The organism is Martinezella lusitana (genome assembly GCF_900094565.1).
GTDB classification, from domain to species: domain Bacteria; phylum Pseudomonadota; class Alphaproteobacteria; order Rhizobiales; family Rhizobiaceae; genus Rhizobium; species Rhizobium lusitanum.
Genome location: NZ_FMAF01000041.1, coordinates 1 through 13,952, shown reverse-complemented (window position 1 = coordinate 13,952; position 13,952 = coordinate 1). Strand labels below are relative to the sequence as shown.

The 13,952-nt window shown below is 58.6% G+C and carries 13 protein-coding genes and 1 pseudogene; 10 read left to right on the top strand and 4 right to left on the bottom strand.

The features are described from left to right. Nucleotides 1-115 precede the first annotated feature (115 nt). Together tnpB and tnpC are read left to right on the top strand one after the other, a co-directional pair. A complete protein-coding gene (gene tnpB / locus GA0061101_RS35255; RefSeq protein WP_004129022.1) occupies nucleotides 116-463 on the top strand; it encodes an IS66 family insertion sequence element accessory protein TnpB in 348 nt (115 codons plus the stop codon). A 68-nt stretch (nucleotides 464-531) separates the two neighbouring features. Then, a complete protein-coding gene (gene tnpC / locus GA0061101_RS35250) occupies nucleotides 532-2,190 on the top strand; it encodes an IS66 family transposase (protein WP_004129019.1) in 1,659 nt (552 codons plus the stop codon). On the opposite strand, the gene GA0061101_RS35245 is transcribed toward tnpC, so the two are convergent. Both GA0061101_RS35245 and GA0061101_RS35240 read right to left on the bottom strand, forming a co-directional pair. Continuing rightward, the gene (locus tag GA0061101_RS35245) at nucleotides 2,171-2,404 is read right to left on the bottom strand and encodes a DUF6429 family protein (protein WP_004129017.1); all 234 of its coding nucleotides are present in this window, start codon (nucleotides 2,402-2,404) and stop codon (nucleotides 2,171-2,173) included. The genes tnpC and GA0061101_RS35245 overlap by 20 nt on opposite strands. A 30-nt stretch (nucleotides 2,405-2,434) precedes the next feature. After that, nucleotides 2,435-2,686: a hypothetical protein gene (locus GA0061101_RS35240; protein ID WP_092577086.1), complete on the bottom strand. Its 252-nt coding sequence runs from the start codon at nucleotides 2,684-2,686 to the stop codon at nucleotides 2,435-2,437. 503 nt (nucleotides 2,687-3,189) lie between these two features. Between GA0061101_RS35240 and GA0061101_RS35235 the strand changes: the two genes are divergently transcribed. Both GA0061101_RS35235 and GA0061101_RS35230 read left to right on the top strand, forming a co-directional pair. Beyond that, nucleotides 3,190-4,428: a M24 family metallopeptidase gene (locus GA0061101_RS35235; RefSeq protein ID WP_004129006.1), complete on the top strand. Its 1,239-nt coding sequence runs from the start codon at nucleotides 3,190-3,192 to the stop codon at nucleotides 4,426-4,428. Nucleotides 4,429-4,488: 60 nt separating this feature from the next. Then, nucleotides 4,489-5,559: a C45 family autoproteolytic acyltransferase/hydrolase gene (locus tag GA0061101_RS35230; RefSeq protein WP_004129003.1), complete on the top strand. Its 1,071-nt coding sequence runs from the start codon at nucleotides 4,489-4,491 to the stop codon at nucleotides 5,557-5,559. A 598-nt stretch (nucleotides 5,560-6,157) separates the two neighbouring features. Here GA0061101_RS35230 and GA0061101_RS35225 read toward each other — a convergent pair. Beyond that, nucleotides 6,158-7,280 (bottom strand): annotated as a pseudogene (locus GA0061101_RS35225) (IS256 family transposase). Nucleotides 7,281-7,498: 218 nt separating this feature from the next. Beyond that, on the bottom strand, nucleotides 7,499-8,395 hold the full coding sequence (locus GA0061101_RS35220; RefSeq protein ID WP_004128999.1) for a LysR family transcriptional regulator: 897 nt from the start codon (nucleotides 8,393-8,395) through the stop codon (nucleotides 7,499-7,501). A gap of 148 nt (nucleotides 8,396-8,543) precedes the next feature. Between GA0061101_RS35220 and GA0061101_RS35215 the strand changes: the two genes are divergently transcribed. The 6 genes from GA0061101_RS35215 to GA0061101_RS39110 all read left to right on the top strand — a co-directional run. Next, the gene (locus tag GA0061101_RS35215) at nucleotides 8,544-9,737 is read left to right on the top strand and encodes an acyl-CoA dehydrogenase (protein WP_015342015.1); all 1,194 of its coding nucleotides are present in this window, start codon (nucleotides 8,544-8,546) and stop codon (nucleotides 9,735-9,737) included. Next, a complete protein-coding gene (locus tag GA0061101_RS35210) occupies nucleotides 9,737-10,915 on the top strand; it encodes a CaiB/BaiF CoA transferase family protein (protein ID WP_004128995.1) in 1,179 nt (392 codons plus the stop codon). Before GA0061101_RS35215 ends, GA0061101_RS35210 begins: the two co-directional genes overlap by 1 nt. Then, nucleotides 10,912-11,787 (top strand): 3-hydroxybutyryl-CoA dehydrogenase, encoded by an 876-nt coding sequence (locus GA0061101_RS35205; protein WP_004128992.1) that lies wholly within the window; start codon nucleotides 10,912-10,914, stop codon nucleotides 11,785-11,787. Before GA0061101_RS35210 ends, GA0061101_RS35205 begins: the two co-directional genes overlap by 4 nt. A gap of 15 nt (nucleotides 11,788-11,802) precedes the next feature. Next, nucleotides 11,803-12,552, top strand: a complete 750-nt coding sequence (locus GA0061101_RS35200) for an electron transfer flavoprotein subunit beta/FixA family protein (protein WP_004128988.1) — start codon at nucleotides 11,803-11,805, stop codon at nucleotides 12,550-12,552. Nucleotides 12,553-12,575: 23 nt separating this feature from the next. Beyond that, a complete protein-coding gene (locus tag GA0061101_RS35195) occupies nucleotides 12,576-13,505 on the top strand; it encodes an electron transfer flavoprotein subunit alpha/FixB family protein (RefSeq protein WP_004128985.1) in 930 nt (309 codons plus the stop codon). 291 nt (nucleotides 13,506-13,796) lie between these two features. Next, a partial coding sequence (locus GA0061101_RS39110) for a transposase family protein (protein WP_141694158.1) occupies nucleotides 13,797-13,952 on the top strand: 156 nt, incomplete at its 3' end.

Genomic DNA, 13,952 nt, shown 5'->3' with positions numbered 1-13,952 from the left:
CTGCGACGGCGTCTTCTGCGATCGAAATCCATGTTGGCCGGGGCCGGTCGGTGCGGGTCACTCGTGACTTTGATGCCTCGACGTTGTCGCGCGTGCTTGATGTGCTGGAGGGACGATGATCCCGATCAGTTCGAACGTCAGAGTGTGGATTGCCAGCGGTCACTGCGATATGCGCAAGGGTATGCAGGGGTTGGCTCTCATCGTGCAAGAGGGGCTTGGCCGCAATCCGTTCCAGGGCGACGTTTTTGTTTTCCGCGGGAGAAATGGTCGATTGATCAAGGCCCTATGGCATGACGGTGTCGGACTATCGCTTTATGCCAAACGGCTCGACCGAGGCCACTTTATTTGGCCGGCGACAGTGGACGGAGCCATTGCCCTTACAGCCGGGCAGATGTCCTACCTTCTTGAGGGAATAGACTGGCGAAATCCGCAACAGACATGGCGTCCGACGAGCGCCGGATAGGTGCATTTTGCGGCTCGAACCTTGAAGAAAAGCTATGCAAATCAGTGGCTTTGTGGTTTGATCCGGACATGGAAAACGGCCTGGAAAACCACTCCGATTATGCCGCTGCACTTGAAGCAGAGCTGGTCGTGGCGCGTGCGGAGCGCGCCGTTGCCTTAGCCGAACTTGCCGTCGCCAAAGCCAAGGAAGCGGACGATCAAGCCACCATTCTGCGTCAGAAGGTCCATATCGAAAAGCTGCAAAGGCAATTGCGTGGTCAGAAATCGGAGCGGACTGCCAGGCTGATCGCTCAAATGGAGCTGATGCTCGAGGATGCCGAGGCGGCGGCCACCGAGGATGAACTTGCCGCTGAAATGGCCATTGCTGCGGCCGCCCCCATTGCTGTCGCCGGCTTCACACGCAAACGCCCCGTTAAGAAGCCATTCCCCGATCACCTGCCGCGCGAGCGTGTCGTTGTGCCCGGTCCGGTCGCCTGCAGCTGCTGCGGTAGTGACCGGCTGCGCAAGCTGGGCGAAGATGTCACCGAGACGATGGAGAGCATTCCACGCTCCTGGAAAGTCATTCAGACGGTGCGCGAGAAGTTCACCTGCCGCGACTGCGAGAAGATCAGCCAGGCACCGGCCCCATTCCACGTCATTCCCAGAGGCTGGGCAGGTCCAAGCCTTCTGGCGATGATCCTCTACGACAAATTCGGCCAACACATTCCCCTTAATCGTCAGGTGGAACGATTTGCGCTTGAGGGCGTGTCAATCAGCCTGTCGACGGCAGCCGATGCTATCGGTTCTTGTTGCCATGCCCTTGATCCAATCCTGAGGCGGATCGAGGCTCACACCTTTGCAGCCGAGCGGATTCACGGCGACGATACCACGGTTCCGGTTCTCGCAGCCGGCAAGACCGATACTGCTCGGATCTGGACATATGTGCACGATGATGCCCCGTTCGGTGGCACGGCGCCGCCGTCGGCGATGTTCTATTATTCCCGCGACCGCAGCGGTGACCATCCGCAGGCGCATCTGGCCGGCTATTGCGGCATCCTGCAAGCAGATGCCTATGGCGGTTATACCAAGCTCTATCTTCCTGATCGCAGTCCAGGTCCGATCTATGAGGCAGCGTGCTGGGCGCACGCAAGGCGACCATTCTTCATCATGGCCGATCTCGAGGCCAATGCCCGGCGCAAGGCTCAGGGCAAACCCGCTGCCGTCATCTCACCAATCGCCATCGAGATGGTGCGCCGGATCGATGCGCTGTTCGAGATCGAACGTCAGATCAATGGCCAGACGGCCGATGAGCGCAAGGCGACGCGTCAGCAGCATAGCAAGCCACTGATCGCCAACATGGAGCGGTGGGTGCGCGAGCAACGTGCCAAGCTGTCTCGCGACAATGATCTGGCCAAAGCGTTCGACTACATGTTGAACCGCTGGGTATCGTTTACTCGTTTCCTCGACGATGGCCGGATCTGCCTGTCGAACAACGCGGCAGAGCGTTCGCTGCGCGGAATTGCATTGGGAAGAAAGGCTTGGCTATTCGCCGGCTCCGACCGTGGTGGTCAACGAGCTGCCGCCATGTACAGTTTGATCGTCACCGCAAAGATGAACCATGTCGATCCGCAGGCCTGGCTTGCCGATGTGCTTGCCCGTATCGCCGACCACCCGGCAAACAGGATCGACGAGTTGTTGCCGTGGGCTTGGAAGGCCGAAAAGGCGGCACCTATTGCGGCGGCCGCGTAAACAGTTCCCGAAACAGCTCCTCTGACCGTTGCAGGCCTTCATCCGTTAAGATCAACGACTTCGACTTGTTCACCGGATCGGCGATCAGCCCCTTCTTGAACAAACGATCCGTCGTCTCCCAGTCCAAACCCTTCCAGGCTCGATACCCGTCATGCAGCGTCAGCCACAACAGCGCCAGCACCGCATCGTCGATCTTGTCTTCGTCGATATCCATTGCGAGAGCTTATCACGTGCAAATACGAAATTAATGCGGTACTCGCCGAATGCGTACTTTTGTTTTTGTGGTGAACATCCATTGGATTTGTGCCCTTTGCGCGTTTCTCTGCTGCTGCCAAGCATTGATCTCTGCAATCATCCTGTGTTTGTCGTCGATCTTGCGGTCGAGGCATTGGCTTTTCAAAACGCCAATCTCGATCTCGACGTATCCCCACGCCGAGGACCGCCTTGCTTTGTCACGGTGATAGCGATGTTTTGCTGAGGTGAGCGGTATCGCCACGATTTCGTATCAAGGTCCAGAGGTCCAGAGGTTCTTTGATCACAAGACCCAAGGACCTTGTCCTCCTGAAAAAGAGCGGGACGTTTGCATCACAAGTTGAACTTATAAAACATGCGTTGCATTGCAGGAGAGAGTTCGCTATGCATTCTAACTATCAGAAGTACCGATGTCGCTGAAAGGAGCAGACTGAGGCTTGTCCCAGCCACAAACACAGGGAATTACAAATGGTCTAGCTTCAGACGAGAGTAACTGCCGCATCGCAACCGCGCTTGTTGTTTCCTCAACTAAAGATGGAGACTCGCAGTTCGAGAATCGGACAGGATCGTTGTGGACACTGCACCGAGTGAGTGCAATAAACTGCGGAAATTAGTCGACCGGCGAACCGACACGCAGAACACAGAAAAGGCTCTTTCTCATCCAGCATTCGAGCCGAGTTCGCCCGGACGCATTTAGGCGTATGCCGTTGCGCCCGACGCCTCCACCATCACAGAAAGCATCGTTCAATGACTACTACTGAAGCGACTCCAAAGGTTCAACCGTTTAAGTTTACGGCTTTCGAGCAGAAAGACTACAACTATCGCGTTCAGCGCGTGCGCGAGAAAATGGCGCAAGCTGAGATTGACGTGCTGCTCGTTACCGACCTTTCCAATATCTGCTATCTAACAGGTTTTCAAACATTGGTATCGGACTGGTATTCCTGCTTGATCCTTCCTGCGCAGGGAAACCTAGTTCTCCATGTTTGCGATCTGGAGGTCGATCTTGGCCGCGTCCATACTAATGTCGAGCGCATCGAGTCGATAATGTGGAGTCGCATGGATGAGGCTGGTACGGAACTAGCCTTAATCATAGACAGTTTAAATTCAACGCCGAAAAAAATTGGCTTGGAGAGTCGGCAAAAGGGACTAACTCCGTATGCCTACTCGAAACTGTGCTCTGCATTTCCTAATGCAATAGTGGCCGATGCGTCCGGTTTGGTCACTCGCATTCGTGCCGTAAAGTCCCCAACAGAGATTACCTATATGCGCAAGGCCGGGCTTTATTCGGTAGCTGGTCTGACGGCAGCAGAAGCGATCATCCAGGAGGGCATCACCGACAATGACATTGCCGCGGCGGCGTCTGCAGGTATGATCCGCGCAGGCAGTGAATATTTCTCCATTGATCCCATCATCCGTACCGGAGATTGGCATGCTATAGTGCATTCTTCGTTTCGTAGGAACAAGATCAAGCGGGGCGACCCCATCATCATGGAGATGAGTGGGGTCCATGAGCGCTATAACGCGCCGCTTTATTCCACGGCGATAGCAGGGCGTGCGTCAGATAGTACACGCCTTCTGTCAGATGTCGCGCTCCATTGTCTTGAGACACTTTATAGCAATCTGAAGCCCCGCCGAACTATGCGAGACGTTCTGACTAGCACGAAGTGCGAACTGATGAGTTTGGACGCGCGAACTCGCCTTGGAACCCGAATAGTAGGCTCCACTTTGGCTGACTACCTGACTGAGAAATTCAGGTCGTGGAAGGCCTATCCCGTCGGCCTGGCCTTTCCTCCGTCCTGGCCTGAAAACTCGATCTGGCTGGCAGAGTCTGACCAGATTCTCGTGCCGGGGATGTGCTTCCACGCGTGCTACTCGTTCAGAGTGTTTGGGGAGGTCGCCGCCGGGTTCGGTGATTCCATTGCAATTACAGAGGAAGGTTTCGAAATCCTAACACCACGTACGAAGCGTCTTCTCGAGGTGTTCTGAGATTGAAACGCCGATACCGTTGCAACACCGCTTGCGACACGCATTTAAATTGGAGGACCAATGAAGACCGATCTCCTTTCCGTCATTGACTGCGCTGGGTCGCCCCGTCAACGAGGACGCACTCATGGAGAAGCGCTGCGCACCGCTATCGCTGAAAAGATAATGCGCTGGCATGACGCCATCGCGGAAGCCTACGGCGTCACCGCCAAGACGTTCATTCCGCGCTTCTTGGCGGCAACACGGTTCGGCGATGCGGTGAAGCGATACACACCCCACCTCGCCGAAGAGGTTGCAGGAATAGCGGAAGGATCCAACATCGCCCACGAAACCGCATTTGCGCTCCAGCTACTGGATGAGGAGTGGTGGTTCGGCCGCTCCACTGGAGACGGACATTGCTCCAGCCTTGCAATCGCCCCCTGCGGGCCTATCCCGACAATAATTGCTCAAACAATGGACTTGCCACGATGGCACGACGGGGCGCAGGTTTTGCTGAAAACGCAGGACTCGGAAGCCGGTGAGACCATGGTCTTCACATCTGCAGGTCTGATTGGCCTGATGGGCGTGTCCGAGCGCGGGGTCGGCGTCTGTGTGAACACCTTATCACAACTGGCTGTCAGCCCGACAGGGTTGCCAGTGGCTTTCGTGATGCGAGGCGCCCTCGCCTGCTCGAGCGTGTCGGACGCCATTAGGTTCCTGCATGACGTTCCGCACGCCTCGGGACAGAACTATCAATTGGGAGACCGTCAGAACATCGCGACTGTCGAATGCTCCGCGGGCAAAGTATTGCCGCTCGCTACTAAGTCTAGATGTTCGCTGCATACCAATCATCCGCTTGCGAGCGACGACAGGCGTTCGGCGACAATACCCCTCGCAGGAAGCGATAGTTCGCGCGGTCGCCTCCAAAGCTTGCATCTCGATCTTGATGACGTGCGGGTAACCACGGATGATGTCAAGGCGGCACTGGCGGCATGCCGGGCCGGCGGTGAGGTTTCGCTAGTTGCCCCGCAACTGGCGACGGAACCGATGACCGTTGGCGCGGTCGTCTATGAGATCGGCGAGCGTACTAAAATATCAGTCTGCGCTGGACCACCGAGCGTCGAGGCATGGCGGGATATTGGGTTAGGGACGTGAACTTGCGTCTGATTTAGATTGATGCACGCGTGGTGGCCTCGATATAAACTATAATCGACAAAGGATCAGCGGAACGAATGGCGGAACGCTATAGCGCGGCGATCTGGGAGGAACTTCCACCTTGATCGTCGCGCGGCAGAACGCGAAGCTTCGCGCGAATACGCGACAAACCGGCAAAGGGCGCGCGCCTGCAAGCGTTGAGCCAGTCATCCACGCGAAGGCGGTTTGGTTGGCTTACGAAACGCGAGATCGCCAGAGGTGCCCCCTCTACGCAGGCGACCGAACATTCCGCCCCTCCACACATCCGATCATCCGATCAACGATCCTGGATCGTCAACAAGAGGTTCGGCAGACTTCCATCCGTAACAAGGTTGCCGTCGCTCGCCACGTTCAAAGAGAGGCGATATTCGCGCCGATAGCTCAGTACGCCTAGCTTCGAAATGAGGACGGCCCGGAATTGCCGACTCAACTCGGACCAGCGTCATCCGGAGGCACTACCCATGCGCTGTTTCACGTTTCCCGATCGTGTCTCAGCCTAAGGGATTGGTGTAGCTTCCGGCAGGTAGCCGTGTTTTCCGGCGAGCGCCGGAGTGGGATTTCAGCGCGTGACTGCAGGCAGGCTGATTTCCGGATCATCGCTCATTGATGCCATTGTCTCAAGTGTCATGTACCTGGCACGTTGGACGGCCCAGTCATCGTTTTGCTCGGGCAGCAGTGCGCCGACGAGACGGACGATGGCTTCGTCGTTGGGAAAGATGCCAACGACCTCGGTGCGTCGCTTGATTTGCCATTGAGATGTTCGATCGGATTTGTTGAATGCAATTGACCCGGTGCTCTTTCGGGAAGGTCATGCAGGCGAGCACATCCTCTTCGGCATCATTCATGATGGCGGCGAGCTTCTGCACTTTCGGCCGGATCTGGACGGCGACGTTGCGCCACTGGGTGCTCGCCGCCTCCGATGTGTCCTGAGCAAAAGCAGTGGCGATGAAGGCGGATACGACGCGTCTGCCGCTCTTTCCGGCGTGCGCCAGCACGTTCCTCATGAAGTGAACCCGGCATCTTTGCCATGTGGCACTGAGAACCTTGGTGACGGCGGCCTTGAGGCCCTCATGAGCATCGGAGACGACGAGCTTCACACCGCGCAGACCTCGGCGGGCGAGCCTACGCAGGGACTCCGTCCAGATCGGCTCGGCTTCGGGAGTGCCAACTTCCATGCCCAGAGCCTCGCGCCTGCCATCGGTATTGACGCCGACGGCGATGATAACGGCAACGGAAACAATGCGGCCACCGCGCCGGACCTTCAGATAGGTGGGCATCGATCCAGAGATAGGGCCAGCCCGTCGATGGGTCTTTCGAGGAAAACCTTGACCTTGACATCGATCTCCTCGCACAGAGGGCTCACCTGGCTCTTGGAGATGCCGCTCATACCCATCGCCTTGACGAGATCGTCGACGGAACGCGTTGAGATGCCTTGGATGTAAGCTTCCTGGATAACAGCCGTCAGAGCCTTTTCCGCCATGCGACGTGTCCCAGTCTCGGTCGCGGTAGCCGTTGCGTTGGGCCAGCCGCATCGCGTTCTTCTCGCCGTAGCCAGCACCGGTCGCACTGCCGACCTCCAGCTCCATCAGCCGTTCGGCGGCAACGCCGATCATCTCCCGTAGCAAATCGGCATCGGCACTCTTCTCAACAAGCGAGCGCACGTTCATCATATCGTCGGTCATCGGTGTCTTTCCATCAGGTTGGTCTTGAACAGCCCGACCCTGCCGGAAAAAAACTGATGGCCATCTAATCCTCAGGACCTACACTACCCGGCGGGACACGATCCGTTGCCCGAAATGAGGGACACATCATGCATGCCCACAAGCTCGGGCCGACTATAATGTGGCGATGATGACTGTCACGAAAACGACACAGCCGCTTCCCGTCTTGCTGCTAAGACTCACGAGGTTCCCGAGACCTTTTCTTTGGCCAGCCAGGCGCGGAAAGCTTCGAGCGGCGGGTAATTGGTCCGCGATTGCGGCCAGACGAGCCAGTAGGACCCCGAGCCCGGCACCGATCTCTTCAGGACCGGTACCAGGCGCCCTTCGATTATTTCAGTGTCAGCGAGATAGGCCGGAAGAAGAGCCACGCCGAGCCCGGAGATCGCCGACTGCGTCATCGTCGCGAACTGGTCGAAAAGCATCCCCGTCACGTTCGCCGGTCGCGCTCCCTGAGCGGCAAACCAGATCCTCCAGCCGGTCGGCCTGGTTTCCAGTTGCAGAAGTGGCAACCTCGCCATGTCCGCGATGTCGTCAATCGGATGTTCAGCGAGGAGCGCTGGCGAAATGCACGCCGTCAGGCGCTCCTCGAAGAGTTTCATATGGTCGGCATCCCGCCAATCGTCTGCTCCAAAATGAATGGCTGCGTCAAAACTCTCGGCGGCAAAGTTAAAGCGCTTGAGCCGCGTCGCGAGGTTGATCGTGATACCTGGATGTTTGACCAGGAATGCGCCCAACCGCGGCGCCAGCCATCGCGTACCGAAAGCCGGCAGGATAGCCAGCGACAGGGTGCCGCCGCCTGGGTTGGCGGCGAATTCCATGCTGCCCCGCTGGATGAGATCGAGCGCGCGGCTCACGTTCCGCCCGTAGGCATGGGCTGCTTCCGTCGGAATGAGCTTCTGCCTGTGTCGCTCGAAGAGCGGCCGGCCAAGCTGCTGCTCCAGATTCTGCACGAGGCGGCTCACAGTGCTCTGTGTCAAATCAAGCTCACGCGCCGCCGCCGCCGTTGAGCCGGTGCGCAAGACGGCTTCGAACGCAGAGAGGAGGCTCATGGAGGGAAGGAACCGACGCGGGCGCATCAAACCTATGCATTTTATGAATTAGATCACATCTAAATAGGGTTATTTCTCGCGAAACACAATCGGTAAATGCATGAGCAAGCAGCTTCGATATCCGAGGTCGCATTTCATTCGAGGGAAATCCGTGACGACAAATTCCGCCACAGCCATGTCTTCCGCACAGACGAGCGCGTTTGCGTGGGACGATCCCTTCCTCTTGGAGGAGCAGCTCTCTGAAGAGGAACGCATGATCCGCGATGCTGCCAAGGCCTTTGCAGAGGCCGAATTGCTGCCGCACGTGGGGGATGCCTATCTTGAGGAGAAGACTGATCCCGGTCTCTTCCGGCTGATGGGCAGGGCCGGGCTTCTCGGCGTAACGTTGCCGGAAAAATATGGGGCGGCTGGCGCCAACTTCGTCTCTTACGGCCTGGTTGCGCGCGAGGTCGAACGCGTCGATTCAGGCTATCGGTCGATGATGAGCGTCCAGTCGTCGCTGGTGATCTATCCGATCTATGCCTATGGCTCGGAAGAACAGCGAGACAAGTATCTACCGGGCCTCGTATCCGGGGAATTGATCGGCTGCTTCGGTCTGACCGAGCCGGATGCCGGCTCCGATCCCGGCGACATGAAGACCCGCGCCGAGAAAATCGACGGCGGGTACCGCCTGCGCGGCTCAAAGATGTGGATCTCCAATGCGCCGATCGCCGATGTCTTCGTTGTCTGGGCGAAGTCGGAAGCTCATAACCGCCAGATCCGCGGTTTCATCCTCGAAAAGGGCATGAAAGGCCTGTCGGCGCCGAAGATCGGCGGCAAGCTGTCGCTGCGTGCCTCGATCACCGGCGAGATCGTGATGGACGGCGTCGAGATCGGCGAGGACGCCCTGCTGCCGAATGTTTCGGGTCTCAAGGGGCCGTTCGGCTGCCTGAACCGCGCCCGTTATGGCATTTCCTGGGGCGTGCTCGGCGCTGCCGAGGATTGCTGGTTGCGTTCGCGGCAATATGGACTGGACCGCGTTCAATTTGGCAAACCGCTGGCTGGCGCTCAACTCTTCCAGAGGAGGCTGGCGGACATGCAGACGGAGATTGCACTGGGGCTGCAGGCTTCACTCCGCGTAGGGCGCCTGATGGACGAGCACAAGTTCGCGCCGGAAATGATTTCTATCGTCAAGCGCAACAACTGCGGCAAGGCGCTCGATATCGCCAGGCAAGCCCGTGACATGCACGGCGGCAACGGCATCCAGATCGAATACCACGTCATGCGCCATTCCCAGAACCTTGAAACGGTCAACACCTATGAGGGCACGCATGATGTCCACGCACTGATCCTCGGCCGCGCCCAGACCGGTATTCAGGCGTTCTTCTGATGGGCGGTCCGAACAGTGCACCGCTTGCCGGCCTGAAAGTCGTCGAACTTGCCCGCATCCTTGCCGGTCCCTGGATCGGCCAGACACTCGCCGATCTCGGCGCCGAGGTTATCAAGGTGGAAAGCCCGCAGGGCGACGACACCCGCAGTTGGGGGCCACCCTTTATCGAACGCCCGGACGGTAAGGGCGGCGCTGAGAAGGTGGCGGCGTATTTTCATGCGGCAAACCGAGGCAAGTCGTCGGTCATTTGTGACTTCGGCGATCCCGAGGGTCTTGAGCGCGTCAAAGCATTGATCGCAGAAGCTGACGTTGTGATTGAGAACTTCAAAGTTGCCGGGCTGCAAAAATTCGGTCTCGATTATGAAAGCATCGCCGCGATCAATCCGCGGATCGTCTACGCTTCGGTGACCGGTTTCGGTCAGACAGGCCCGCGCGCCCGTCAGCCAGGATACGATTTCCTCATACAGGGTATGTGCGGAATTATGGACCTGACCGGTGAGCCAGACGGTGAACCGCAGAAAGTCGGCGTCGCCTGGATCGACGTCTTTACCGGACTTTACGGCGTCATCGGCATTCAGGCAGCGCTTGCCGAGCGCGACCGCTCCGGCGTTGGCCAGCATGTCGATCTGGCGCTCTTCGACGTCGGAGTTTCCGTCCTTGCCAACCAGGCCATGAATTATCTCGCAACCGGCAACGTGCCTCACCGTATGGGAAACGCTCATCCGAATATCGTGCCCTATCAGGTTTTCCCGGCCTTCGACGGTCATCTCATTATCGCTTGTGGCAACGATCGGCAGTTCGCATCCCTTTGCGACCTGCTGGATCTCGCTGCGCTCGCCGGAGACCCGGCCTACGCCACCAATCCCGCACGAGTGGAAAACCGCGAGAAGCTTTGCGCGATAATTGCGGAAAAGACGCGACTTCGGCCGAAAGCAGAACTGATCGCCGCACTTGAAGGGGCGGGTGTTCCGGGAGGACCGATCAATAGCGTCGCCGAGGCGATCGACGATCCGCAGATCAAGGCGCGCCGGCTTAAGATCGCTCCGGAAGGCTTGTCCGGCCTGAGAACGCCGATCGGCTTGTCGCGCAGCCTCCTCACGCTCGACAGTGCCTCGCCGCTTTTGGGTGCTGGACGCTGGAGCTTTTCTTCCGAAGAGTCGAGGGTAGACACGAAATGACGATCGAAACCATCGGAGTGCTCGGCGCCGGGCAGATGGGCAGCGGTATCGCTCATGTGCTTGCAATTGCGGGATTCGAGGTCTCGCTGATGGACGTCGACGCGGATCGGCTCGTCGCCGCGGTCGCCAAAATTAGCGAGGATATGGACCGGCAGGTGGCACGGGGAACGATCGCGGCCGAGGCAATGTTGAGCGCCGTTGGACGCCTCAGGACGACCGTAAACCTGCCCGAACTTGGCACGCTCGATCTGATCATCGAGACGGCGGCGGAGAGCGAGCCGGTCAAGCTGAAATTATTCGACGATCTCCGACCTCACCTGAAGCCGGAAGCGATCCTCACCTCAAACACGTCTTCGCTCTCGATCACCCGTCTAGCCGGACGGACTCGAAAGCCCGAGCAGTTTATGGGCCTCCACTTCATGAATCCGGTTCCGGTCATGCAGCTCGTCGAGCTCATTCGTGGAATCGTGACCAGCAACGAGACTTTCGAGGCTGTCCGCGCCGTCGTACAACGACTCGGCAAAACCGCAGTCGTTGCGGAGGATTACCCCGCCTTTATCGTGAACCGGATTCTGGTCCCGATGATCAACGAAGCCGTTTATACGCTTTACGAGGGTGTCGGTTCGGTTTTCGACATCGATCAGAGCATGAAGCTTGGCGCGAATCATCCGATGGGACCGCTGGAACTGGCTGATTTCATCGGCCTCGATACCTGCCTCGCCATCATGAACGTTCTGCATGAAGGCCTGGCGGACAGCAAGTACCGCCCATGTCCACTGTTGGTGAAATATGTCGAAGCGGGATGGCTAGGACGCAAAGTCGCCAGAGGCTTTTATGATTATTGCGGCGATACGCCGGTTCCGAGCCGCTGATCAGGAGTGCTGCACATGAAGATTCTCGTTCCCGTGAAGCGGGTAGTTGATTACAACGTGAAGATCCGGGTGAAGCCGGATGGTTCGGGCGTCGAGCTTGCGAATGTGAAGATGTCGATGAACCCGTTCGACGAGATTTCGGTCGAAGAAGCGCTGCGGCTGAAGGAGGCCGGCAAGGCCGAGGAAGTGGTGGTGGTGTCGATCGGACCGGCCAAGGCCGAGGAGACATTGCGCACCGCCCTTGCCATGGGCGCGGATCGCGCCATCCTGGTCGAGACCGAAGATCAGGTCGAGCCGCTGGCCGTCGCCAAGATCCTCAAAGGTGTTGCCGATGCCGAACAGCCGGGCCTGATCATCGTCGGCAAGCAGGCGATCGATGATGACTCGAACCAGACCGGCCAGATGCTGGCGGCCCTCTTGGGTTCGGCGCAGGCGACCTTCGCCTCGAAGATCGAGATCGGCGAGGGAAAAGCCAAGGTGACCCGCGAGGTCGATGGCGGCCTGCAGACGATCGAGGTCAAGCTGCCGGCGGTGGTGACCACGGATCTTCGCCTCAACGAGCCGCGTTACGCCTCGCTGCCGAACATCATGAAGGCGAAGAAGAAGCCGCTCGACAAGAAGGCGCCTGCCGATTTCGGCGTCGATACGACACCGCGGCTGAAGGTGCTGAAGACCGAAGAGCCGTCCGGCCGCAAGGCAGGCGTCAAGGTCAAGTCGGTCGCCGAACTGGTCGAGAAGCTGAAGACCGAAGCCGGCGTGCTCTGAGGATAGAAAGGGAGAACTTCACCATGGCCATTCTTCTTCTGGCTGACCACGACAATGCCCATCTTTCCGACCAGACCGCCAAGGCGCTGACGGCGGCCACTCAGATCGGCGGCGATATCCATGTGCTGGTGGCCGGCAAAGCCGCCAAGGCTGCGGCCGATGCCGCCGCCAAGCTTGCCGGCGTCTCCAAGGTGCTGCTGGCCGAAAGCGACGAGCTTGCCAACAATCTCGCCGAACCGCTTGCCGATCTCATCGTCTCGCTGGCGGCAGGTTATGACACCATCCTGACGGCTGCTACCTCGGTCGGCAAGAACGTCATGCCGCGTGTCGCAGCTCTCCTCGATGTCGCCCAGGTCTCGGAAATCATCGAGGTGGTTTCGTCCAACACCTTCAAGCGGCCGATCTATGCCGGCAATGCCATCCAGACGGTGCAGGCAAGCGATGCCAAGAAGGTGATCACCGTGCGCACCGCCTCCTTCGCTTCCGCCGCAGAAGACGGTTCGGCCACTGTCGAGGCAATCCCGGCGGTCGCCAATCCCGGTCTTTCGAGCTTCGTCGCCGATGCGCTGTCGACCTCCGATCGTCCGGAACTGACCTCGGCCAAGATCATCATCTCGGGCGGACGCGCACTCGGTTCGGCGGAGAAGTTCAAGGAAGTCATTCTGCCGGTTGCCGACAAGCTCGGGGCGGCCGTTGGCGCCTCCCGCGCTGCCGTCGATGCCGGCTACGCGCCGAACGACTGGCAGGTCGGCCAGACCGGCAAGGTGGTGGCACCGCAGCTTTACATCGCCTGCGGCATATCAGGCGCCATCCAGCATCTCGCCGGCATGAAGGACTCGAAGGTCATCGTCGCCATCAACAAGGACGAGGAGGCACCGATCTTCCAGATCGCCGACTACGGCCTCGTCGCCGATCTCTTCGAGGCACTGCCGGAACTCGAAGAGGCGCTGTGAAGATTGATATCTGTTTCCGATCTAGCATGCCCGTTGTGAGGGCGCGCTCAAACGACGAAGCCAGATGCCGCAATGGGGCGGCGCTCCGCATAGCCAAGAAGATGACTGTGCCTCAGAGCGACGATGGTGAAGCGGGTCCGATGATTTCGGCCCCAAGCATCAAGCGGGGGACAAGCGGGGACTATGTTGTGGGAATTGATGCGTCGCTGGCACGGCTCTGAACTCGGGTTAACGTTTCTTCCCTGAACGGTTTGGGTGTGATTCAAGAGTGTCGGTGATTTGGAGGCCGACATGTTTGAAGACGATCGCCCGCGGCTGCGGGTTTTGCTGGACCATTTTAGTCTCGTTGAGGATGAGCGGGAGCAATGGCGGGTCGCCCATCCGTTACCCGAGGTGCTTCTTCTGGTCGTTTGCGGGACGATCGGCGCATGCGACGATTTTGACGAG